Source organism: Shinella sp. 20P9.1.1 (assembly GCF_057798995.1).
The window spans coordinates 736,243-757,555 of the sequence record NZ_JBYOLC010000001.1 but is presented as its reverse complement, the minus strand read 5'-3'; the positions used below and the strand labels follow the sequence as shown (position 1 = coordinate 757,555).

Below are 21,313 nucleotides of genomic sequence, written 5' to 3'. Positions count from 1 at the left end.
AACGGATGAACCGGACACTACAGGACCGTTTGATGAGGGATCTGCGTCTGAAGGGCGTCTGCGGCATGGACGACGGTAACGCTTTCCTGCCTCAGTTCATGGAGCGCCATAACCGCCAGTTTGCCATTACCCCTGCCCGACCTGACGACTTGCACCAGCCGTTGAATCTTGCCCCCGATCGGCTGTGCGACGTCCTGTGCAAACGTGAGCAGCGTTACATCGGTGCCCAGTTGACGTTTTCGTTCGAGCGCCAGCGGATCATGCTCGAGGAGAACGAGGTGACGCGTGGACTGGTCGGGCGCTAGGTCGAGACCTATGCCTATGCGGATGGTCGATTGGATGTCCGCTGGAAAGGTCATTTCCTGCCCTACCGGGTCTTTGACAAGGACCAGCGGGTGACGCATGCGGCGATCACCGAGAACAAGCGGCTCGGCGATGTTCTGGCATATATCAAGGAGCGGCAGGAGCCGTTGCCGTCACCGAACGTGAAGACCAACAGCGACAAGAACGGTTACGTCAAACGGACTCGCGGCCCCTGGTCGTCGGAAGGATTTCGTGAACGAACCGGCGGTAATTGCGCGGCGCGAGACGGCGCTTTCCCAAGTTGATGCTGCGGAATAATCCGTCATCGCAAAGTCTCAAAGCTAAAGCCGAAGGGGTGGCTCTCAGACACCTCCCTGCCGCCGTATTTGGCTTTCCAGTTGCAAAAGGTCGTTTCGGAAATCCCGTGCCTACGGCAAAGATCAGTCGCTTTCGCTCAGGCCTCCTGTTCCTTCAACACTGCAATGATCTGCTCTTCCGTAAATCGCTGCTTCTTCATAGGCAATTTCTCAATGGGCCGAACTCTAATCCATTCTGGAAGGTCGTCAGGGCTTGTATCTGTGCTTGAATTTGCGAGTCCGCTCGCTTTTCACTTTGCCGCGTTGCTCAACGAGCGCTAGCCAAAGTGTAGATTTCGTCATAGGCAGAGCCGAACTCGCCAGTTCGGTTGTCCGCACCGGCACCGCCATGCCGATGCGGACAAATACAGCCTGAGGCTGAACGGAAAGGTCCGGGTAAAGGTCGCGGAGGCGACCTTTACGGACCTCCCGCCGCGCTCAAGCCGCCCTTGCCGCCTTCACGAAGGCGGCGATCTTGTCGATATCCTTGCGGAAGCCGCCTTCCGGCAGCGGCTTGTTGGTGTGCGTCAGCGAATCCACCGCCCAGGGCTGCACGGCGGCGATTGCGGCCGCGACGTTGTCCGGGCCGAGACCGCCGGCAAGGATGACCGGCAGCTTGCTGCGCTTGACGATCTCGCGGCTCAGCGACCAGTCATGCGTGACGCCCGCCGCGCCGATGCCGCCGATATGGGCAGCGACGGAATCGAGGATGAAGAGGTCCGAATAGGGCTCGAAGGCTGCGGCATGGTCGAGCGCCTCCGGCCCCGTCATCGGAATGGCCTGCAAGATGCGCAGCTGAGGATAAAGCGGCAGGAGTTTTTCCCGCAGCACTTTTACCTGCTCGGGCGTTACCAGCGAGATATTGCCGCAAAGGTGCAGCACGTCCGGCTGGACGGCCGCCACCATGTCGGCGATGGCGCCGAGATCGCTTTCGACTGAAAGCGCAACCCGCTGTGCCTTGCCCTTGAGGGCATCGGCAATCTCGCGGGCCGTCGCAAAGTCGATCTCCCCCGGCAGACCGCGCTTGGACGGGGTGAGACCGAGATAATCGACGCCGGCCGCAGCAGCGGCGAGGGCTTCGGAAACGGTCTGCATAGTGTAAATCTGGACTTTCACGGCACTACCTGTGTCTGAATACTAGATGGATTTCGGAAGGATGGCGTTGACCATCCGCTCTTCGGTGAGTTGCGCGCGTTCGGCATTGCGCGCTACGAGCGCTGAATAAAGCGCGTCTATAAGGGCCATCTGCGCGATCTGTGCGGCCATCGGCTCGCTGCCCTGCTCGTGGGAGACGCTGACGAGCACGACATCGGCTAGCCGCGCCAGCGGCGAGGCGCTGTTGCCGGTGATACACAGCGTCGCCGCGCCGCGGGATCTGGCTTCCTGCAGCACCAAGACAGGGTCACTGGTGATGCCCGAATAGGAGATGACCACAACGAGATCATCCGCTCCGGTCAGCGCCGAATGCATGATCTGAAGCTGAGAATCGACCGGCGCGTCGCAGCGCAACCCAAGACGGATGCAGCGCTGGTAGAAGGCCTGTGCGACGATGCCGGACCCGCCGACGCCGCCGACGAGGATGTGGCGGGCACCCGCGATCAGATCGAGCGCCCTGGCGAAGGTGCCGTCGTTCAGCACGCCCTGCGTATCGCTGATCGCCTGCGCCACGGCGCGGAAGAGGCGGTTTGCGGCCAGGAGGTCACTCGTTTCCGGCTCGCTCGCCGTCTCGGTACGTCCGCCGCGCGGCTCCTGCGCCAATGCGAGCTTGAGGTCGGTGAACCCCTCGAACCCGGCCGTGCGACACATGCGCAAAACCGTGGTGTCGCTGACGTCGGTCGCCTGGGCGATGGCCGACATGGAGTTGCGGATCGTCGCCTCGACATTGTCGAGAACCCAAAGCGCAACGCGCCGTTCCGAATCCGACAGCTTCGGCAGGACGCTGCGCAACCGGCTGCTGGCCGGGCTTGCGGGAACGCGCGGATCGACATTCATGAACGGTTCTCTCGCTGGCGAACGCTTTCGCAAATGAAGCTAGCATGGCCATGTTGTGGTGTCACTATAGACATGCCATTTTTGATGTGGCATCACTGCATAGACGCAGCCGGAGGGCTGCATGAGCTTTTCGGGGAGGAAATCGTGAAGCTGAAACGTCTTCTCATTGCAGGCGCATCCTTAGCGCTTACAGCATTCCCGGCAACGGCCGGCGAGCTTACTTTCTGGCACGCCTATGCCGGACAGCAGGACAAGGTCGATTTCATCAACTTCGCGCTGGATGCCTTCGCCAAGAAGCATCCCGACATCACGCTCGATGTCGTCGCCGCCGAACAATCGGCCTACAAGACCAAGCTGAACACGGCGATGGCCTCCGGCAATCCGCCCGATGTCTTCTACACCCTGCCCGGCGGCTTCCTGAACGCCTTCGTCAAGGGTGGCCAGATGTACGCGCTTGACCAGGACCTCGCCAAGGATGGCTGGCGCGAAAGCTTCCTGGAAAGCGCCATCGCCCAGACGAGCAAGGACGGCCACACCTATGCCGTGCCTGTCGACGTCGACTCCGTCGTCTTCTGGTACGACAAGGCACTGTTTGCCGAAAAGGGCTGGACGGTTCCCAAGACCTATGACGAGCTGATGGCGCTCGCCGAGAAGATCAAGGCCGACGGCATCGTGCCCTTCGCGCTCGGCAACAAGGATTCCTGGCCGGCCACCTTCTGGTTCCAGTACATGGAAATGCGCCTCAAGGGTTCCGGCGTCATCGCTTCCTTCGTCAATGGCGATGCCAATGCCACGCTCGGCCCGGAAGGCGAAAAAGCCTTCGAAAAAGTCGCCGAGATCGCCAAGAACGACTATTTCCCGACCGGCTTCAATGGCATGAGCGACCAGGAAGCCAACATGCTCTTCCTGAACGGCCAGGCCGCGATCCTGCTCAACGGCACCTGGCAGATCGGCGCTTCGACCGATGCGCCCGAAGGCTTCGAGCTCGGCACCTTTGCCTTCCCGACCGTTGAAGGCGGCGCAGGCGACCAGACCGACGTGCTGGCGGGCGTTGCCGCTTCCTTCGGCATTTCGGAAAAGGCCGAGAACAAGGCCGATGCGGTCACGCTCCTGAAGTTCCTCTCCTCGCCCGAGGTGATGACCAAGTATGTCGAGCTACGCAAGACGATGGTAACCGTGAAGGGCGCCACGACGGAAGCGGCCGCCGGCCCCGTTCTCTACGGCATCAGCAACGACCTGATGAATGCCGCCGGCCACCTCGATTCCTTCTATGACACGGCCATGCCCCCGGCTGCGACCAACACCTATTACACTGCGCTCCAGGGCGCGCTGGATGGGTCCGTGACGCCAGCCGACGCCGCCAAGCGCCTCGAAGGCGCGCTGAAGGAAAACAAATAGCCTCCCAAGGTTGCAGCCGCCGGACTTCCGGCGGCTGCGCACATCTCCAGACGCCGGCGGGATCATGAGCACGGACATCGGCCTAGCGAAAAGACACAATCGGGCGACGCTGCTCTTCCTGGCGCCGGCCCTGATCTTCGTCTTCGCCTTTGTCGCCTATCCGGTGGTCTATGCCGGCTGGCTGTCGATGTTCGAATGGGACGGCGCATCGGCCCCGATCTTCGTCGGCGCCGGCAATTTTCTCAGGCTTGCCGCCGATCCCGTCTTCTGGGCATCGCTCGGCCGCAATCTGCTGGTCGCCCTCTCCGCCATCGTCTTCCAGGTCTTCCTCGCGCTCGCCATCGCCTATTGCCTGGTGCGCATCGTGCCGGCCTTCAGCCGCATCTTCCTGTTCTTCTATCTCGTGCCTGTCATGGTCAGCGAGATCTGCATCGGCCTGCTCTGGCGCTTCATGTACAATCCCTATTTCGGGCTGGTGAACGCGGCGCTGAAGGCTGTCGGCCTCGACAGCCTCAAGCGCGGCTGGCTGGGCGAATCCGAAACCGCCTTCCTCGCCGTCGTCGTGGTGATGAGTTTCACCTATCTCGGCCTCTACGTGCTGCTCTTCACCGCCGCCGTGCGCAGCGTACCGGAAAGCGTCTATGAGGCCGCCGAACTTGACGGGGCCGGCGATATCAGAAAATTCTTCTCCATCACCGTGCCGATGGTGTGGGATGCCGTACGCGCCAATTCGCTGCTCGCGATCATCGGCTCGCTGAAAACCTTCTCGCTGGTCTTCGTGCTGACCAATGGCGGACCGAGCCACGCCAGCGAGGTCGTCTCTACCTATCTGTACAAGATGGGCTTCGGCAGCTTCCAGATGGGTTACGCCGCCACCATCGGCTTCGTTCAGATGGTGCTGACGGCGCTCGCCGCCTGGGTCGTCTTCCGGTTCCTGCGCCGCAAGGGGGATGCATGAACGCCGTCCGCCGCTGGAACCGCACGAGCACGGTCGTGCTCGCCCTCCTCACGCTGCATGTGCTGATGGTGATCTTCCCCTTCGTCTGGATGATCTACAGCACCTTCAAGACCAACAAGGAATTCATGCGGTCCGTCTGGTCCTTCCCGACGAGCCTGAATTTCGACGCCTATGTCGGCGCCTGGAGCGGCGGGGCGCTCGGCGGCTACGCTGTCAATTCGCTGATCATCATGGCTGGCGCGACCATCATCACGGTGCTGGTCTCGACGCTTGCCGGCTATGCGCTCGCCGTCTATCGTCCGCGCTGGATGCCGGCGGTGGAACTGTCGCTGACGGCGGCGATGGCCATTCCCGCCTATGTCGCGCTGGTGCCGCTCGTCGTGATGCTGCGCACCGCCGGCCTTCTCGATACCCATCTCGGCGTCATCCTGCCGACCGCCGCCTTCAACGTGCCCGTCTCGATTTTCATCATGCAAGCCTTCTTCAACACGCTGCCGCGCGAACTCTTCGATGCCGGCCGCGTCGACGGCGCTTCCGAATGGATGATCTTCCGCACAATCGCCTTGCCGATCGCCCGGCCCGCCATGTTCACCGTCGGCATCGTCAACATGATCTGGGTGTGGAACGACTTCCTCTTCCCCGTCGTCTTCATCAACAATCCCGCCCGCAAGACGTTGCCGGTCGGCCTCACCGATTTCGTCGGCGAGCATGTGACCAACTATCCGGTCATGCTCGCGGCGATCCTGATGGCGGCCATCGCGCCCCTCATCCTCTTCGTCTTTTTCGAACGCCAGATCACGGCCGCGCTCATCGGCGGCGCTGTGAAGGAATGATCTTTCCAGGAGAAATGCCCATGTCCGACACCCCTTCCAAAGCCCTCGAATTCGCCAGCCGCGCCGTCTTCTACGAGCCGGAAGAGCATTCCCAGTCGATCAGCTACCCGATCTACATGTCGGCGAACTTCCAGTACGGCGGCGACATCTACGACCAGATCGTCGCCGGCGCGCGCAAGGAGGTGAACATCTACTCGCGCTGCGGCAACCCGACGGAATACAAGCTCGAGGAGCATATCGCTCAGCTCACGGGCGGCACCGGCTGCCTTGCCACCGCTTCCGGCATGGCCGCCATCTCGCATGCCCTCTTCGGCATCATGAAGGCCGGCGATCATATCGTCGCCGACCTCACCACCTATTCCTCGACCCATGAGTTCTTCGATCACCGCGCCCAGGACTTCGGCCTCAAGGTCAGCCTCGTCGATTGCACCGACGTGCGCGCCGTCGAAAACGCCTTCACGCCCGAAACGAAGGTCCTCTACGTAGAGGCCATCGCCAATCCGACGATGAAGGTGCCGCCGCTGAAGAAACTCGTCGAGATCGCCCATGCGCGCGGTATCGTCGTCATCTGCGACAACACCTTCGCCTCCCCCGCCGTCTGCCGCCCGCATGATTTCGGCGTCGACGTCGTAGTGGAAAGCGCAACCAAATTCATCGGCGGCCACAACGACGCGGTCGGCGGCGTCATCACGCTGAAATCCGATCTCCTGCCGAAGGATTGGCTGGAGGACGTGCGCTGGAACACGCTGAACAAGCTCGGCGCGCCGCTCTCGCCCTTCAATGCCTGGCTCCTGCTGCGCGGTGCGCAGACGCTGGCGTTGCGCCTCGAAAAGCAGTGCGCCAATGCACTGGCGCTCGCCAAGCACCTTGAAGCCCACCCGGCCGTGAAGCGCGTCTTCTATCCCGGCCTGCCCTCGCACCCGAACTACGCCTCGGCTTCCGAACAGCTCATCGGTGGCGGCGCCATGCTGTCCTTCCAGGTCGATGACGAGGCCTGCGGCGTGCGCCTGCTCAAGCGCCTGCAGCTCTGCTGCTTCGCCGCCAGCCTCGGGGGCCTTCGCACCACCACGCAGGTGCCCGCCACCATGGCCTTCCTCGACATTCCGAGCCAGGAACGCGAGGCGATGGGCGTCGTCGACGGCCTCGTGCGCTTCTCGGTCGGTATCGAGCATATCAACGACATCATCGCCGACGTTGACCGGGCCATCGCCCTCATGCACGTCGATCTCTGAGGCGGAGCATATGGCCGTCATTGTCCTTCTCGGCGATATCAACATCGATCTCGTGCTCGCCATCCCCGCCTATCCCGGCGAGGGTGGCGAGGCAATCGCCACCGGCCAGACGGCGATGATCGGGGGCTCTGCGACGAACACGGCCATCGCGCTCGCCAAGGCGGGGCACGACTGCCGGCTGATCGGCCGGGTCGGGATCGATTCCTGGGGCCGCGAGGCATTGTCGGAGCTTGCCGCCACCGGCATCTCCACCCGCTGGATCGGCCGCGACGATCGGGAACCGACCCAGATCAACGTCATCACCGTCAGCCCTGCCGGCGAACGCACGATGTTCGCCTATCGCGGCGCCAATGCGTGCCTGTCAGCTGCCGATGTCGACCCGGCAGCCTTCGCGGGCGCGGCCCTGTTCCACCTTTCCGGCTACGCCCTGCTCCAGCCGCGCCAGGCCGAAGCCGCCCTCACCGCCATCGACCTCGCCGTCGATGCCGACATCCCCGTGACCCTCGACATTCCCGGTGGCGTGGTGTCAGGTATAGCCGAACAGGTGAAATCCCTGATGCCAAAGATCGACACCATCTTACTCGACGGCAGCGACCTCCCTCACCTCCTCGCGCAGCCTCAGGACACGGCACAGAAAACACTTGTCGCCATGCTGCTGGAAGGCGGCGTCAAGCGCGTCGCCATCAAGGGGTCCGGCACCGCTTCCCTGCTCTATCAAGCTGGTGGAATGGACAGCGCCCCGTGGTTTGCGGTCCAGGTGGTCGATACAATCGGTGCTGGCGATGCCTTCGCCGCCGGCCATATCCACGGCCGCGTCACCGGGCTTTCCGGCCCGGATTGCTGCCGTCTTGCGAATGCCTATGGCGCCATAGCGGTAACAGGCAAGGGTGCCGGGCCAGCGATGCCGGCTCTAGACGCAGTCCTCGCCTTTTTGGAAAGATCATAAAAACGGTCCGGTCATACCTTGAGCCACCTTACCGTCAATCTCTCTCTGACGGTGCCGCCAGCTATGGCGAAACAGCATGGCCCGCCCTAGTTTCTCTGCAGATTGCGCAAAGCCAATACTCATCAAGTGTCGATGAATCAAATCTCACATATACATAGGAATCCTACGTATATCGCTTTACGGGAAAGCCGAATCAGCCGAACTCCATCGACCATCGTATCCTGGAAGGAATATCCCGGGTCGCAGTAATCTTGCGCGCCGATGAATGGGCCAATGCTAACGAGCTCGGCTTGAACCCGACACAACTTTCAATCCTCGCTCTCCTTGAGGGCCGCAAGGACGGGCTAGGTGTCAAAGATATCGAGGCCTATCTCGGCGTGTCGCAACCATCCGCCACGGATTCCATCAATGCCCTGGAAAAGAAGGGGCATGTGGAAAAGCGGACGGGACCGACGGACGCTCGGTCCGTGTTCATCTTTACGACAATGGCCTTGCCGCATTCGGAGCGGGTGCACCAAGCGATCTCACCGGCCAGGCGGTGGCGTCGCTTGCATAAGCAGAGCAGCAGCAATTACTGGTGACCCTCGTCAAGATGATCCGCCATCTTCAGGAGAAGAACGCCGTCCCGGTTCAGCGGATGTGCGTCACCTGTCGATATTTCGACCCCTTCGTCCATAGAGGCAAAGGGCGCCCCTATCATTGTCATTTCGTGGATGCGTCTTTCTACCGGCAGGAGTTCCGCGTCGATTGCCGCGACCATGAACAAGCCGATCCCGCTTTCCGGGCTGGCGCCTGGGAAGCTTTCCAGATGGGATATCCAACCCTCTAGGCAAAGACCAGAAAGGAAATCACATGCTCAGATCCATATTGACCGCGCGCGCTTCGCCGCCGGAACCGCCTTGCTGTGCAATACGACAGCGAGCGCCCATTCGGTGAAGGCCGAACCGAGCCAGGCCGCTCAGGCTTCACTCGACATCATCGAGACGAAGATCATCAAAAAGGGCGGCACCGCGACCTTCAGCACGCGTTCCCGGCGAAGCAGGCAAGCACAGCCCGATGCTACGTGTGAATTCGAAGGCTCCAGCGTCTATGCCTATGTCTGGCCGACCAGCCTCGACAGCAGCAATGTCGACTTCTACCAGAAACAGGGCATCGTCGCGCTCGCTGTGATCCTCCATCCCGATTTCGACGATGCGGCTAACAGCGGCCGGAACTGGCACAAATGGCATCCGCACTGGGTTGTGCTCGCAGAAGACGAAGCCTGCCCTGGCGGTCTGAAAGTGGTCGACACTCCCAAGGGCGCCACGCCGAAGGTCCCCAAGACTTGGCCGGGCGTTCCGCTTCTGATCGACAGTCCTGATTATTCGACGACCTTGAAAGATGACACGGTCGATGTCGAAATCCCGCTTTCGCTGATCGGCGGCATCAAGGGCGCCTCCTTCGACGGCGTGACGGTCGGTCTGAAGGTCAACGGCAATCTGCATGCTCCGCTTCTTTGCGTCAGCAATGTCTTCAAGGTCGCATCCGGCAATCTCAGCCTGCCGGGCAAGTTCGACAAGGCGAAGTGTCGATTCGCGCTGGTTCGCCGACTGCCACCGACGAACCAGCATATTCTCCCCTCTAGGCTAACAGAGGAAAAGGACATTGACAGGATTGCTCCCGATGATCCGGAAAACGCAACAACCACGATGGCGGGAGACAGGCCGCTTGCGCCGGAAATGGCCGTGAGCGAGTCGTTCAACACGCCGAAACCATTGACGCTTGCCGGATTGCGCGGCCGGCCGGTCTTCCTTCACAGCTTTCAGTTGCCATGCCCCGGATGGGTGTCGGAGGCCATTCCGCAAATCAGGCGCATCGAGCATGTTTTTGGCCACACAGACCTGCAGATCATCGGCCTTCACACTGTCTTCGAACATTCATGCGGCCATGGCGCCGGTAAACCTCAAGGCCTTCCTGTACGAATACCGCATTACCACAACCATCGCAGTCGATAAGGGCCGACGAGACATCGGGTATTCCCGTGACTATGCGGCGGTTCGCGATGCGCGACACACCATCCTCCGTGCTGATCGGCCGAGATGGTATGCTGCTCCGTCGCGCGTTAGGCGTCGAGGACGATCTTGCGATTGGGGCGCGGCTGGCCATGCCCTTGCCCGCTCCGGTTCCTGAGCACATCGGCAGCCGCCAAACTTCAGATGACGGCAATTGTGCCGACGGCCGATGCAAAACGCCGGGAGGTAAAAGCTGACATTCTCCAATCCGGGAGCCGTTAAGCATTTGGGCCATAATACTTTCGATCTCGAAACGCATGGCGTGCCGCGAACGAAAAACGCCTTAGACCTCGGTGCTGGCAGACAGCACCGAGCCGAGCAATCCAGGAAAACGCGCCTCCAGATCGTCTTGCCGGAGGCTGAGGCGGCGACCGCGCCCCAAGGCCTCGTTGCGGATGACACCCGCCTCGCGGAGCACCTTCATCAGGTGCGACTTCGTCGATTTCGGCATTGAGGGATCGGAGAGATGGCATTGCGCCATTTCCATCGGGCCGCCGGCGAGCTGGCGGACGATCGCGAGGCGCTCTGGGTCGCTCAGCGCAAAAAGCACTTCGGTCAGTTGCATATCCGACCGGGCAGGATGGGGGAGTTCCATGATCTCAGATGCCATGGTTCGATTTTAATTGAACCGTTACAAAAATGATAGTAGAGATCGGTTCGAAATTATTCGAACAATCAGGTGTATCGTGACCGATATGACGTTCGCCGTACCGCTCCGCAATTCTGCCGGCCTCCGCATCACGCTTGCCGGCATGGCCGTCATGATGGCCGGCGCCAGCGCGCCCTCGCCTTTCTATCCCGCGCTTCAGCAGGAGATCGGCTTTTCGGCCGCGACGCTGACCGGGATCTTTGCCGTTTATACGGTAGCACTGCTGATGTCGCTGCTCGTCACGGGATCGCTGTCGGACCACGTTGGTCGGCGACCGGTGATTTCGGGAGGGTTTGCCCTGATGGCACTGAGCCTGCTGCTCTTTTGGCAGGCCGGCGACGTAGCGGGATTGATCGTCGCGCGTGCACTGCAAGGCATCGCGGCCGGATTGCTCCTCTCTGCACTGTCGGCGACAGTGGTGGATCTCGAGCCAAAGAACAAGCCGGGAAGTGCCTCGGTATGGAATTCCGTTATTCCTCTGGGCGGGCTTGCCGTTGGTGCACTCTTGGCGGGCATCTTGATGGACGTGACGAATAGAGCGGAAGCGGATGTATTCGGCACGCTGGTCGCCGCCTATGCGCTGTTTGCCGTCGTGATCTGGCTCATCCCTGAAACCGCACCGCGACATTATGGTGTGTGGGCCTCGCTTCGTCCACGGATCGGCGTGCCGGCAACGGCTGCCAAAGCTTTTTGGCGCAGCGCACCGGCAGTTATCGCCGGCTGGGCGACGGGTGGTCTGTACCTATCGCTCGGGGCACCGATCGTCCGGCATGTCTTCGGCGCGGAGGATCATGTAACCCAGGCCGGCGTGATCGTCCTGCTCTGTGCAGCCGGCGCCGTCGCCTGCTATATTGCGCGGAGCCGGTCCTCGCGACAGGTCACGCTTTACGGAACATCCGCACTTGCCATCGGCACCGCGCTGACGCTTGCCGCAATCGCCTGGTCATCGCTGCCCGCCTATCTTGCTGCACTTACGATCGCAGGAACAGGTTTTGGAACCTGCTTTTATGGCGTGCTGCGTTCGATCGTTCCAGTGGTTCGCCCGGACGAGCGCGGAGAACTCTTTGCCGCACTGTTTACATTGAGCTATCTCGCCTTCGGTCTGCCCACGCTATTGGCCGGCATATGCGTCGGCGCCTTCGGCCTGACGGCAACAACACTTGGCTATGGCGCCGTGATCGTTGTGTTTTCGACATTGGCGGGCTTGCTGCGGAAATTCGGGACGGGGGATTGAGCGGCCAAGCCGGCCGTGACCGAAAATCTCGTCCTTTAATACCAGCCAGCCGAACGAGCATGCATGGGCCACCATCGATGATCGCGAAACCTCATATCAAGATGGATTTCGTGCGCGTCGGCACGCCAAAGATCACGGCCGATGCATCGCACCCGTAGCCTGCCCTTTTAACGGTTCCTTGAAATCAAATAGGATTTGGCGATCTCGTGCAGTCGGGCGTTCCCGAATTTCTCCCCATGACCGCCGTGAACCACATCGACTTCAAGCGTCGACAAGCGCGTCATGGTGACTTTGTAGGCCTCGATGTTGCATCCCGGCAAATCATCCACAAGCCCTCCCTGATATATGGCGTCCCCACTGAAGAACTCCCCCGTCCTCTGATCGAGCAGTCCGATGGAACCGGGAGAATGTCCGGGAAGATGCAGGACCGTGTAACAGGCGTCGCCGATGTCGATGACATCATTTTCCGCGAGGATCGTCGTGAGCGGTGCTGGTGCGATTTTGTAGGTTTCCGGGGTCACGCCAGAGGGCGTCGGCGCAGTCAGGGCACCCGACTGCGTGCGAAAATAGTCGGCGAGTGTGTCCGCATCCGGCATCAGCTTAAAGGCTTCAGCCTCGGCCGCGTGGCCCAGCCGGGTCTCGAATTCGTGGAACGAGCCGACATGATCGACGTGAACATGGGTCGCCACCGCAAACACGGGCTTGCCTGAGCGTATGTTCAACGCGCTCCTGAGATCGTCGAGACCCATGCCGAAATCGATGACGAGGTCGGCATCCTTGCCAACAACGTGGAACATGTTGGCCTGGAAAAATTTATGGACATGCGGCTCGCAGATCCGGGTGAGCCGGTCCGAGATCACGTCCTTTGAAAACCAATTCGTGTTGGTCAAGATGGTCTCTCTCAATGCAGCAGCTTGCCGAGGAAGCGCTTCGTGCGCTCGTGCGTCGGGGCAGAAAACAGGATACCGGGCTTGTTGCGCTCGATGATCTGGCCGCCATCCATGAAGACCACTTCACTTGCGACCTCGCGTGCGAAATTCATCTCGTGGGTGACGCAGACCATCGTCATGCCATCGGCGGCGAGCGAGATCATCGTGTCCAGCACCTCCTTGACCATTTCGGGATCAAGCGCCGAGGTCGGCTCGTCGAACAGCATGATGCTGGGGTTCATGCAAAGCGCACGTGCGATGGCGACGCGCTGCTGCTGGCCGCCGGAAAGCTGACCCGGATACTTGTCGGCCTTTTCCGGAATATGCACGCGTTCGAGATATCTCATGGCGATCTCGACCGCCTGTTTCTTCGGCAGCTTGCGCACCCAGCGCTGGGCGACCGTGCAGTTTTCCAGAACCGTCAGATGCGGAAAAAGGTTGAAGTGCTGAAACACCATGCCCACGTCGCTTCGCACGCGATCGATGCGCTTGAGCTGGCTGGTGAGCTCGACACCGTTGACGATAATTGAACCTTCCTGGTGCACCTCCAGACGGTTCATGCAGCGGATCAGTGTCGATTTGCCCGAGCCCGACGGACCGCAGATGACGATGCGCTCGCCCTTGTTCACGGTCAGATCGATGCCCTTGAGGACCTGGAAGGCGCCGTACCATTTGCTGACGCCAGCAACCTGAATTGCGGTTTGCGTGTTCATATCCAACCCGTGGGTTTGCGGCGATCAGCGATAGCCGCGCGAAAGCACATGTTCGATGCGGTTCTGGGCGAGCGTCAGCACCGAGACGATGACGAGATAGTAGACGAGCGCCGCACCATACCATTCGAGGAACCGGAAGCTGGTGGCGATCGCAAATTGCGAGACGGTCATCAGCTCCTTGAGGGAGATCACGGTGGCAAGCGATGTTGTCTTCAACAGCGAGATGAATTCGTTCATCAGCGCGGGAACCGCGATCCTGAGCGCTTGCGGCATGGTGATGACCAGAAAGATCTGCCAGCGGTGCATGCCGAGCGCTGCCGCGCCCTCCCGCTGCCCATGTCCCACGGCGGCAAAGGCACTGCGCAGGATTTCCGCCAGATAGGCGATCTGGATCAGCGAAAGCGCCAGAAAGGCCGCGAAGAACGGCGTGAACCAGCCGGCCCGGAAGATTTCGGAGATCTGCGGCAAGCCATTCCACACGAACAACAGCACCAGGAGTGCGGGTGAGCCGCGAAACAGCCAGACATAGAGCGTCGCCAGCCATCGGGCGGAGCGGCGCGGTGAGCCAGCCATGGAGCCAAGCCCCATGCCGAGCACGAGGGACACGGCCATGACGCAGAGGGAGAGGCCGATCGTCAGAAGTGCCCCCTTGAAAAGGGGGGCACTGAAGATCGCCTGCAGGAAGAGATCGAGCTGGAACAACGGAAACCGCCTATCGTCAGTTTACGTCGTGGGAAACGTCGGTCGAGGTCTCCGGCAGATTCCACTTTTGGAGGAATGCCTTCATCTCGCCGCTTGCCTGCAACGCCTCGATCGCGTCCTTCAGCATCTGCCGGTCGCCATCGCTTTTGCGCAGGTAAATGCCGTAGTTTTCGCTTTCTTCGTAGGTATAGGGGATGGCCAGCCGGCCCGGCACCTGAAGCATGCGATAGGCTGCGGTCGTGTCCTGCGTGATCGTCGCGGTCGCGCGGCCGACCAGGATCTGCTCGATGACGCCGGACGCGGACGGGTAGGTCTGCGCCTGGATCGGTGCCTTGCCGGCAGCTTCCAGCTCGGCATTGAGATCGGCGACCGTCTTCTCATAGGTGGTGCCGGCTTCGATCGCCATGACCTTGCCGCTGACATCGCCTGGGACTTTCGTCTCCGTGTCACTCGCCGCAGTGACCAGCACGACGTGGGAGCCGAAATACGGGATGCCGTCATACTTTTCGAGGCGGGCCGGCGTGATCATGATGCCGCTCGCAACAAGATCGCAGCGCTTGGAATCGAGCGACGGAAGCAGCCCCTTGAAGTCGCCGACGACATATTCTGCCTTCGCACCCCAACGCTTGGCGATCGCGTCCATGACGTCGATCTCGAAGCCCACGAGATCCTTGTCACCCGGATTTTCATAGTATTCCATCGGCGGGAATTCGCCGCTGGTGCAGACTTTCAAGACGCCGCCCGATACGAAATCTGGCTTCTGGTCGGAGGAAAAAGCCGTGCCTTCACCGAGCATGACGGCAAGCACGGTGCCTGCCAGAAGAGAGGTTTTCGTTCCCAGTGTTATTTTCATCATGGTCGTGTTCCCTTGTTTGGCTTCTTGAATTTGTGAAGTCGTATACGAAGGTCTTTCGCAGACAAGCTAAATGTTTTCGCCGCAAAGACGCAGGAAAACTAAACAATCTGGCTATCCGACCGCGTTCAGGATCTGGCCGTATGTCTCAGTATCAAAGGCCGGAAGGATGAGCGGCTCGACATGGCCATCGCGGCGCGCCGTTAGCACGTATTGCATCATCGCTTCATTACTCGGCATTTCGAAAACCTGCATGAAATCATAGGTTCCGAGCAGGGCGTAGAAGGCGATCGACCGCCCGCCGAGCGCTGCGACGCGATCCTCGCTGACCTTCCGGCGCTTCGCGCTATCGGTCAGTTCGGCAAGCCCCTTTTGCGTCAGGCGCATCAGTGAAACGTATTTCTGCGTCTCGCTCATGCCTTTGAACTTCCCAGCTTTTTCAGACCTGCAATCACCGCCGCAGTATCCGTAAGCGCGCCGAAAATGCCGTTTTCGACGGTGACCATGTGCAAGGCAGCCTCATGGGCATATTGATCGCCGCTGGCGCAGGCGTCCGAGATCGTCAGGCACTGGAAATTGCGGTCGCAGGCTTCCCGCAGCGTCGTATGAACGCAGACGTCGGTGGTGCAGCCGGAAAACAACAGATGCGTGATGCCCTGCGCGCGTAAAACATGCTCGAAATCGGTGTAGGTGAAGGCGCTGTTGCAGGTCTTGTCGACGATGATGTCCTGCGGGCGCACATCGAGTTCTGGAACGATCTGGAAACCGGGGCTGGAGCGCAGCAGCGCGGTCGTTCCTTCAAGGCCCGAGCGTTGCCGGCGCCATTTTTCGTAAGGGGTCATATCCGCGAGGTCTTCGCGGTAGCCCTGCCGCGTGTGAATGATCAGGATGCCCGCCTCGCGGCAGGCCGCGATGAGCTGGTTTACCGCGGGAAGGATCGCGCGAAGCGGTGCGGGATCATAACCCTGCTTAGCGAAATAACCTGTCGTGGAAAGGAAGTCCTCCTGCAGGTCGATAACGATAAGCGCCGTTTTGCGGGCATCGAGATTGCCATCATAGGGGTAGTGGAATGGTTTTGCCGAAATCATGAACAAGCTCCTCTTTGTCGATGAGATAGCACCCTCAACAGTTTGAAAAAATCAATTTAAAATCACCGATATCGTTCTATAATACTAAACGATCAGTTGGATATCCGGATGAGCCGCCTCCCGCCCTACCTGCAATATCTGCCCGCTTTCGAAGCGACTGCGCGCCTCGGCGGCGTGCGGCAGGCGGCGGAAGAGTTGAACCTCAGTCCGAGCGCGATTTCGTTGCAACTCAAAAAGCTGAGCGACGCGACGGGCATCGCCCTGTTTCGGAAGTCAGGCCGGAATGTCGCCCTCACCCAGGCGGGCAGGGATTTCTCGCAGACCGTCGCCATATCCCTTGGTCAGCTCGATACGGCGACGCGGGCATCGCGGAAACTAACCTCCGGCGACCAGCCCGCATCACTGTCGGTTTCCGTACCGACCGCTCTCGGGATCGCCTGGCTGACGGCGACCATCGTCGATTTCGCCCAGTCGCATGGCATTTCTAACCTCACCATCAATGAGGCGATCACCGCCACGGACGTGGATTGGGCGGACAACGACATGGCGATCGTCTATGACAACCCGCCGTTTACCGGAAAATACTGGCGCTCGCTCAGTGAGGTCCGGCTCTGTGCCGTGTGTTCGCCGACCTTGTTTCCGCGGCTCGACCTGCGCAATCGCGACAGGAAGCTGAGTTCCGTCGCACTGCTGCATGAGGACGATGGTGGCGAATGGGCAAAATGGTCCGTCGCGGCGCGTATTGCCCTTGAGGGCAATACGCGTGTCCGGGTGACTTCGGTGGCCCAGGCGATCGCCTCCGCCGTTCAGGGCCGCGGCGTGGCGCTGGTCTCGGATGTGCTGACGCGAAACTATCTGAGTGAGGGGCGGCTCATCCAGCCGTTTTCCACCACGATCAATGCGGCGCGGGAATATTACATCGTCTGTCCGGTCGATCGCGCGAACGACCCCGTCCTGCGCGCCTTGGCCGATCGTATCGTCGAGCAGTTGCGGCCGGGGCGGGACCAGAATGCCTGATCCGGTAAACATCAACTGAGGAAAGAAACCGATGGCGCTGCCACCCCTTCATGCATTTCGCGTCTTCGAAAGCGTCGCGCGACTCGGCAATGTCGGTGCGGCGGCAGCGGAGCTGCATGTGACGCCAGGCGCCGTCAGTCAGCAGATCCGCGCACTCCAGGTATCGCTTGGCGTCGACCTCTTTCAAAAGCGCGGCCGGCAACTGGCGCTGACCCCGAGCGGAAGCCAGCTCCAGCGCTCGGTGGCAAGTGCGATGGACGCGATCCAGACCGGTGTGCGCCAACTCTCGGCGCATAAACATGGCGCGGCAAAGCAGGCGCTCACCATCTCCATCCCGCAGGTGCACGGCGTCGCCTGGCTCGCGACCCGGCTTTTCACCTTCATGGCGGAAAGCCCGAATTTTCAGTTGAAGGTCCTTACCTCCAGCCATTTTCACGGCGTCGACTGGCGCAAGACGGATGTCGCGATCGTCTACGGCATGCCGCCATGGCCGGGCTTCTGGTGGCGCCTGCTGCATGGCATCCACATGACGCCGGTTTGCAGCCCACAGCTCCTGCGCGGGCCGAACGCCATCCGTCAGCCTTCAGACCTCGCCTATCACAGGCTTCTGCATGAGGATGACGGCTCGCAGTGGCGGCGTTGGCAGGCTGAAGCAGGCATTCCCTACGCGGGTGAGTCCGACGTACATTTCGACGACTTCGGCATTGTGCTCCAGGCCGCCAGAGATGGCTTTGGCGTGGCGCTGAGCGACGAGGTCGTGTCCGCGCGCGATCTCGACGAAGGCCGGCTGGTGCAGCCGCTGCACCTGAGTGTGCCGGCCCTTCACAACTACTATTGCATCTGCCCCGATGCGAAACGAGAAACCACCGAGGTCAGCTCCTTCATCAACTGGCTCATCGAAGAAGCGGCGTCACCCCCAGGTTCGCAGGCCGATCCTTAAACACAGCGTGATAGGCCCCGATAGCTCCATTACGCGACCGCCTGTGCACCCGTGACCTCCACCAGTGATCCGTACATGCGGCTTCGTCGGATGCGAGAAAGGCGACAAGAGCGGCGACCTCCTCGGGCTTGCCGATACGGCCGAAGCGAACAAGTTGTCGAGATCGGCAATGCTGCGACCGAAGTGCTTCACCCCGGCCTCCAGCATGGGCGTGTGGATTTCGCCGGGGCAGATGGCCTTTACACGGATCTTGTCCGGCGCATAGTCGCGAGCGAAGTTCTGCGTGAAGCTCGCCACGGCCGCCTTTGTGACGTTGTAGGCGATATGGTTCAGCGCCGGGCGGAGACCCCATTGTGAGGCCGTATTGACGATGGGACCGCCGCCAGCCGCAATCCATATGCGGCAACGCCGCCTGGCAGAGATGGAACATCGCATCGAGATTGACTGCGAAACTTAGCCGCCAGTCCTCCGGCATCGGCGTCAGCGACAGGAGATTGCCGCGGCGGTTAATGCCGGGATTGTTGCAGAGCACGTGGATATGCCCCTCCGTGGCGATGAAATTCTCGATAATCGACCGGCAGTCTTCGGCGGTCGCGATATTGCCGGCGTTTCTCTGCTTCAGAGCAAGCAGGATAACTACCCCTTCCTCGACGGCGACAAATTGGCATCCAATGGCGACAACGCCTAGTCGCCGCCGATGGCGCGCGCATCCGGGGCATCGAATCCGACCTGTCGGGCGAGATCCTGCCGGATTGGCAGGTGCCGGCGAGCTACGCCTGCGTAAGCCCGCATATTCCCGACGGTTTCGACCTCAATGTCGGCTTGCCGCGGCACACCGCAAAGCTCTTCACCGCCTACCGCCTGCCGGGCGGCTGGGGAAAGCTGACGATCGGTGGTGAGAACATGCGTAAGTCGTTCGGTGCCTTTACCGCCATTCCCGGTCTTTCGCTTACCATCGAACCGGGTACGCTCGTCAACTTGCTCGGTCCGTCGGCTGCGGAAAGACGCGACCCTCGGAATGCTCGCCGGCCTCGAAAATCCGAGTGCTGGAAAAATCCTCATCGGCGGCAACGACGTCACCATGCTTCCGGCCAATGAGCGCGATGTCTCGATGGTCTTCCAATCCTACGCACTGTTCCCTCATATGAATGCGCGCGACAAAGTCGCCTATGGCCTCGAATCCTCGGGGCTCTCCAGAAAAGAGGTGATCGAGAAGGCGAATGAAGGGCTGGCGCTTGTCGGTCTCGCCGGCATGGGTCATCACCTGCCGGCTGAACTGTCCGGTGGCCAGCAGCAGCGCGTCGCCGTCGCCCGCGCGCTGGTTCTGGAGCCGCAGGTGCTGCTGCTCGACGAGCCCCTGTCGAAACTCGACGCCCGCCTGCTTCGAAAGGTACGCACGGACATTCGCGAATTGCAGCACCGCCTCGGCTTCACCGCCGTCTATGTCACGCATGATCAGGACGAGGCGCTCGTCGTCTCCGACCGTATCATCGTCATGAAGGATGGCAGGTCGCCCAGTCCGGTGCGCCACGCGACCTCTACGAGGCCCCGGCTTCCGCCTTCATCGCCGATTTCATAGGCGAGGCAAATGTCATCGCCTGCTAGGTTGAGCATAGGCGGGCAGCAGGCGACGATCCGCATCGGCGCTCTGGAGCATAGGGGTCCGGCGGGTCGGGCTAGGAAATCATCGAGACGCAACCCATGATCCTTGCACATTCTACCTCACCCGAAAGTGCCCTCGACACCCGCTTTGCATTGGCACGCGCCATTGTGCACAAGGCCGGTGCGATGGCGTTCGACTATTTCAACCGACGGTACGAGCTGATCATCGAAACAAAGCGCGATATCCAGGATGTCGTCTCGATTGCCGACCGCAATGTGGAAAGCTGATCGGTAAGCGTGTCGCAGCGCTTTTCTCGGAGGATGGCTTTCTCGGCGAGGAGTTCGGCCATACGGCCGGCACATCCGGCTATACTATCCCTGGGTCGTCGATCCCATCGATGGTGCGGCACCCTTCGTCAACGGCACGCCGAACTGGTGCGTCTCGATCGCCGTGCGGCATGTTGGCGAACCCATCGCCGGTGTCATCGGCGCGCCCTGCCACAACGAAATCTACGCCGCCGCCGGTAAGGGCGCGAAATTGAACGGCAAGACGCTGATGGTCGATCCGTCGCGCACGATCCGAAACGCGCTGACGGGCATCGGCACCAATTCCTATGCCACACCGGATTTCGTTGCCGGCATCGTCGGGCGGCTCTTGGCGGAGGGCGGCAATTTTATTCGCAATGGTTCCGGCGCGCTGATGCTCGGCTATGTGGCGGCGGGTCGGCTCGTCGGTTACTTACGAACCCTACATGCATGCTCGGGATTACCTGGCGGGCTATTGCCTCGTGAAGGAGGCCAGTGGATTGCACCACCCCTTCCCGACGCAGAGTAAGAACCTCACCAAGGGTGCGCCGGTCGTCGCGGCCGGACCGGGCGCTCTACGGATATGGAAAAGCTCGCGGGCTTGGTGTGACGGCAGCATCGGTGACCTGCAACGTCAACGTGCCCCCCGTTCGGGCTGATCTATACACCCATGGCGCAAGCCCGCTTGAAGCCTCGCTATCGTGGGCTCAGAGCTTTGCCTTCGTCGAACGTGGCGTTGAGAGGAGGATGCTTGTCTCGCTTCCGGTGATCCCAGGAACCAGGCGGATCTTTCGCAGGACGGCATCGAACTCGGTCAGACTTGAGGCGCTGAGTTCCACCAGCAGATCCCAGCGGCCGTTGGTGGTATGGATTTGCGAAATCTCCGGAAAGCCGCCCAATGTGCGGATTACGCGATCGGTCACGTGACCCTCGATCTCGATCATCATCACCCCACGCACGACATCTTCGAGAGCATCGGCGCGCAGCATCACGGTGTAGCCGAGGATGGTTCCATCCTGCTCCATTCTTTCAATGCGCGCGCGGACCGTTGCGCGTGACGTACCGATTTCAATCGCAAGATCCGATACGCTGCGACGTCCATTGCCGCGCAGAAGCGTTACGATCTGTCGGTCGAGATCATCCATGTCAATTTGGTTCCATTAGTTTCCATCTTGCGATGTTTGGCATTCCGATATGCCAAAATGCAATAT

At 60.8% G+C, this 21,313-nt stretch carries 21 protein-coding genes and 5 pseudogenes; 14 read left to right on the top strand and 12 right to left on the bottom strand.

The window, feature by feature from the left end:
- Positions 1-621, top strand: a pseudogene (locus tag AC27VQ_RS03555) (ISNCY family transposase); the annotation flags it as partial.
- 40 nt (positions 622-661) lie between these two features.
- On the opposite strand, the pseudogene AC27VQ_RS03550 reads toward AC27VQ_RS03555, so the two are convergent.
- The 3 genes and pseudogenes from AC27VQ_RS03550 to AC27VQ_RS03540 form a co-directional block, all read right to left on the bottom strand.
- Positions 662-820 (bottom strand): annotated as a pseudogene (locus AC27VQ_RS03550) (transposase); the annotation flags it as partial.
- 277 nt (positions 821-1,097) lie between these two features.
- Positions 1,098-1,754 (bottom strand): phosphoribosylanthranilate isomerase, encoded by a 657-nt coding sequence (locus tag AC27VQ_RS03545; RefSeq protein WP_488715231.1) that lies wholly within the window; start codon positions 1,752-1,754, stop codon positions 1,098-1,100.
- Positions 1,755-1,796: 42 nt separating this feature from the next.
- On the bottom strand, positions 1,797-2,651 hold the full coding sequence (locus AC27VQ_RS03540) for a MurR/RpiR family transcriptional regulator (protein WP_313529592.1): 855 nt from the start codon (positions 2,649-2,651) through the stop codon (positions 1,797-1,799).
- Between the two features lie 144 nt (positions 2,652-2,795).
- Here AC27VQ_RS03540 and AC27VQ_RS03535 point away from each other — a divergent pair, with 144 nt between their 5' ends.
- The 7 genes from AC27VQ_RS03535 to AC27VQ_RS03505 all read left to right on the top strand — a co-directional run bounded on the left by AC27VQ_RS03535 (position 2,796) and on the right by AC27VQ_RS03505 (position 10,012).
- Complete coding sequence (locus AC27VQ_RS03535) at positions 2,796-4,049, top strand: ABC transporter substrate-binding protein (protein ID WP_313529590.1); 1,254 nt, start codon at positions 2,796-2,798, stop codon at positions 4,047-4,049.
- Between the two features lie 64 nt (positions 4,050-4,113).
- Complete coding sequence (locus AC27VQ_RS03530; RefSeq protein WP_488715230.1) at positions 4,114-5,007, top strand: carbohydrate ABC transporter permease; 894 nt, start codon at positions 4,114-4,116, stop codon at positions 5,005-5,007.
- Complete coding sequence (locus tag AC27VQ_RS03525) at positions 5,004-5,840, top strand: carbohydrate ABC transporter permease (protein ID WP_056318616.1); 837 nt, start codon at positions 5,004-5,006, stop codon at positions 5,838-5,840. Before AC27VQ_RS03530 ends, AC27VQ_RS03525 begins: the two co-directional genes overlap by 4 nt.
- Before the next feature lie 20 nt (positions 5,841-5,860).
- Positions 5,861-7,072 (top strand): trans-sulfuration enzyme family protein, encoded by a 1,212-nt coding sequence (locus AC27VQ_RS03520; RefSeq protein ID WP_488715229.1) that lies wholly within the window; start codon positions 5,861-5,863, stop codon positions 7,070-7,072.
- 10 nt (positions 7,073-7,082) lie between these two features.
- Positions 7,083-8,018 carry a carbohydrate kinase family protein gene (locus AC27VQ_RS03515; RefSeq protein WP_488715228.1) on the top strand — a complete coding sequence of 312 codons (936 nt, stop codon included), beginning with the start codon at positions 7,083-7,085 and terminating at the stop codon, positions 8,016-8,018.
- Between the two features lie 251 nt (positions 8,019-8,269).
- Positions 8,270-8,599, top strand: a complete 330-nt coding sequence (locus tag AC27VQ_RS03510; protein ID WP_488715227.1) for a MarR family winged helix-turn-helix transcriptional regulator — start codon at positions 8,270-8,272, stop codon at positions 8,597-8,599.
- Positions 8,600-8,776: 177 nt separating this feature from the next.
- Entirely contained in the window at positions 8,777-10,012 is a 1,236-nt protein-coding gene (locus AC27VQ_RS03505; RefSeq protein ID WP_488715226.1) for a thioredoxin domain-containing protein, read from the top strand.
- A 340-nt stretch (positions 10,013-10,352) separates the two neighbouring features.
- Here AC27VQ_RS03505 and AC27VQ_RS03500 read toward each other — a convergent pair whose 3' ends face one another.
- Entirely contained in the window at positions 10,353-10,679 is a 327-nt protein-coding gene (locus AC27VQ_RS03500) for an ArsR/SmtB family transcription factor (RefSeq protein ID WP_313529572.1), read from the bottom strand.
- Positions 10,680-10,764: 85 nt separating this feature from the next.
- Between AC27VQ_RS03500 and AC27VQ_RS03495 the strand changes: the two genes are divergently transcribed.
- Positions 10,765-11,952 carry an MFS transporter gene (locus AC27VQ_RS03495; RefSeq protein WP_313529596.1) on the top strand — a complete coding sequence of 396 codons (1,188 nt, stop codon included), beginning with the start codon at positions 10,765-10,767 and terminating at the stop codon, positions 11,950-11,952.
- 167 nt (positions 11,953-12,119) lie between these two features.
- Here AC27VQ_RS03495 and AC27VQ_RS03490 read toward each other — a convergent pair whose 3' ends face one another.
- The 6 genes from AC27VQ_RS03490 to AC27VQ_RS03465 all read right to left on the bottom strand — a co-directional run bounded on the left by AC27VQ_RS03490 (position 12,120) and on the right by AC27VQ_RS03465 (position 16,237).
- Complete coding sequence (locus AC27VQ_RS03490) at positions 12,120-12,842, bottom strand: MBL fold metallo-hydrolase (RefSeq protein ID WP_488715225.1); 723 nt, start codon at positions 12,840-12,842, stop codon at positions 12,120-12,122.
- 11 nt (positions 12,843-12,853) lie between these two features.
- Complete coding sequence (locus tag AC27VQ_RS03485) at positions 12,854-13,594, bottom strand: amino acid ABC transporter ATP-binding protein (RefSeq protein WP_488715224.1); 741 nt, start codon at positions 13,592-13,594, stop codon at positions 12,854-12,856.
- 24 nt (positions 13,595-13,618) lie between these two features.
- Positions 13,619-14,296 (bottom strand): amino acid ABC transporter permease, encoded by a 678-nt coding sequence (locus AC27VQ_RS03480; protein WP_488715223.1) that lies wholly within the window; start codon positions 14,294-14,296, stop codon positions 13,619-13,621.
- Positions 14,297-14,312: 16 nt separating this feature from the next.
- A complete protein-coding gene (locus tag AC27VQ_RS03475) occupies positions 14,313-15,152 on the bottom strand; it encodes a transporter substrate-binding domain-containing protein (protein WP_421593209.1) in 840 nt (279 codons plus the stop codon).
- 111 nt (positions 15,153-15,263) lie between these two features.
- Positions 15,264-15,566 (bottom strand): GYD domain-containing protein, encoded by a 303-nt coding sequence (locus AC27VQ_RS03470; RefSeq protein WP_313529560.1) that lies wholly within the window; start codon positions 15,564-15,566, stop codon positions 15,264-15,266.
- Positions 15,563-16,237: a cysteine hydrolase family protein gene (locus AC27VQ_RS03465; protein ID WP_488715222.1), complete on the bottom strand. Its 675-nt coding sequence runs from the start codon at positions 16,235-16,237 to the stop codon at positions 15,563-15,565. Before AC27VQ_RS03465 ends, AC27VQ_RS03470 begins: the two co-directional genes overlap by 4 nt.
- Positions 16,238-16,345: 108 nt before the next feature.
- Between AC27VQ_RS03465 and AC27VQ_RS03460 the strand changes: the two genes are divergently transcribed.
- Entirely contained in the window at positions 16,346-17,254 is a 909-nt protein-coding gene (locus AC27VQ_RS03460; RefSeq protein ID WP_488715221.1) for a LysR substrate-binding domain-containing protein, read from the top strand.
- Positions 17,255-17,285: 31 nt separating this feature from the next.
- The gene (locus tag AC27VQ_RS03455) at positions 17,286-18,194 is read left to right on the top strand and encodes a LysR substrate-binding domain-containing protein (RefSeq protein WP_488715220.1); all 909 of its coding nucleotides are present in this window, start codon (positions 17,286-17,288) and stop codon (positions 18,192-18,194) included.
- 29 nt (positions 18,195-18,223) lie between these two features.
- On the opposite strand, the pseudogene AC27VQ_RS03450 reads toward AC27VQ_RS03455, so the two are convergent.
- A pseudogene (locus AC27VQ_RS03450) lies at positions 18,224-18,801 on the bottom strand (SDR family NAD(P)-dependent oxidoreductase); the annotation flags it as partial.
- Between AC27VQ_RS03450 and AC27VQ_RS03445 the strand changes: the two are divergent.
- The 3 genes and pseudogenes from AC27VQ_RS03445 (at position 18,727) to AC27VQ_RS03435 (ending at position 20,712) form a co-directional block, all read left to right on the top strand.
- Complete coding sequence (locus AC27VQ_RS03445) at positions 18,727-18,882, top strand: hypothetical protein (RefSeq protein ID WP_488715219.1); 156 nt, start codon at positions 18,727-18,729, stop codon at positions 18,880-18,882. The pseudogene AC27VQ_RS03450 and the gene AC27VQ_RS03445 overlap by 75 nt on opposite strands.
- A gap of 215 nt (positions 18,883-19,097) precedes the next feature.
- A pseudogene (locus AC27VQ_RS03440) lies at positions 19,098-19,875 on the top strand (ABC transporter ATP-binding protein); the annotation flags it as partial.
- A 20-nt stretch (positions 19,876-19,895) separates the two neighbouring features.
- Positions 19,896-20,712: pseudogene (locus tag AC27VQ_RS03435) on the top strand (inositol monophosphatase family protein).
- A 97-nt stretch (positions 20,713-20,809) separates the two neighbouring features.
- Here the strand turns inward: AC27VQ_RS03435 and AC27VQ_RS03430 are convergent.
- Positions 20,810-21,247 carry an Lrp/AsnC family transcriptional regulator gene (locus tag AC27VQ_RS03430; RefSeq protein WP_313529548.1) on the bottom strand — a complete coding sequence of 146 codons (438 nt, stop codon included), beginning with the start codon at positions 21,245-21,247 and terminating at the stop codon, positions 20,810-20,812.
- Positions 21,248-21,313 lie beyond the last annotated feature (66 nt).

Coding starts and splice junctions, on each gene's coding strand:
- AC27VQ_RS03505 (WP_488715226.1), top strand. CDS start 8,777: ATGAACAAGCCGATCCCGCTTTCCGGGCTGGCGCCTGGGAAGCTTTCC.
- AC27VQ_RS03500 (WP_313529572.1), bottom strand. CDS start 10,679: ATGGCATCTGAGATCATGGAACTCCCCCATCCTGCCCGGTCGGATATG.
- AC27VQ_RS03495 (WP_313529596.1), top strand. CDS start 10,765: ATGACGTTCGCCGTACCGCTCCGCAATTCTGCCGGCCTCCGCATCACG.
- AC27VQ_RS03455 (WP_488715220.1), top strand. CDS start 17,286: ATGGCGCTGCCACCCCTTCATGCATTTCGCGTCTTCGAAAGCGTCGCG.
- AC27VQ_RS03540 (WP_313529592.1), bottom strand. CDS start 2,651: ATGAATGTCGATCCGCGCGTTCCCGCAAGCCCGGCCAGCAGCCGGTTG.
- AC27VQ_RS03520 (WP_488715229.1), top strand. CDS start 5,861: ATGTCCGACACCCCTTCCAAAGCCCTCGAATTCGCCAGCCGCGCCGTC.
- AC27VQ_RS03525 (WP_056318616.1), top strand. CDS start 5,004: ATGAACGCCGTCCGCCGCTGGAACCGCACGAGCACGGTCGTGCTCGCC.
- AC27VQ_RS03470 (WP_313529560.1), bottom strand. CDS start 15,566: ATGAGCGAGACGCAGAAATACGTTTCACTGATGCGCCTGACGCAAAAG.
- AC27VQ_RS03475 (WP_421593209.1), bottom strand. CDS start 15,152: ATGATGAAAATAACACTGGGAACGAAAACCTCTCTTCTGGCAGGCACC.
- AC27VQ_RS03485 (WP_488715224.1), bottom strand. CDS start 13,594: ATGAACACGCAAACCGCAATTCAGGTTGCTGGCGTCAGCAAATGGTAC.
- AC27VQ_RS03430 (WP_313529548.1), bottom strand. CDS start 21,247: ATGGATGATCTCGACCGACAGATCGTAACGCTTCTGCGCGGCAATGGA.
- AC27VQ_RS03465 (WP_488715222.1), bottom strand. CDS start 16,237: ATGATTTCGGCAAAACCATTCCACTACCCCTATGATGGCAATCTCGAT.
- AC27VQ_RS03515 (WP_488715228.1), top strand. CDS start 7,083: ATGGCCGTCATTGTCCTTCTCGGCGATATCAACATCGATCTCGTGCTC.
- AC27VQ_RS03530 (WP_488715230.1), top strand. CDS start 4,114: ATGAGCACGGACATCGGCCTAGCGAAAAGACACAATCGGGCGACGCTG.
- AC27VQ_RS03460 (WP_488715221.1), top strand. CDS start 16,346: ATGAGCCGCCTCCCGCCCTACCTGCAATATCTGCCCGCTTTCGAAGCG.
- AC27VQ_RS03545 (WP_488715231.1), bottom strand. CDS start 1,754: ATGCAGACCGTTTCCGAAGCCCTCGCCGCTGCTGCGGCCGGCGTCGAT.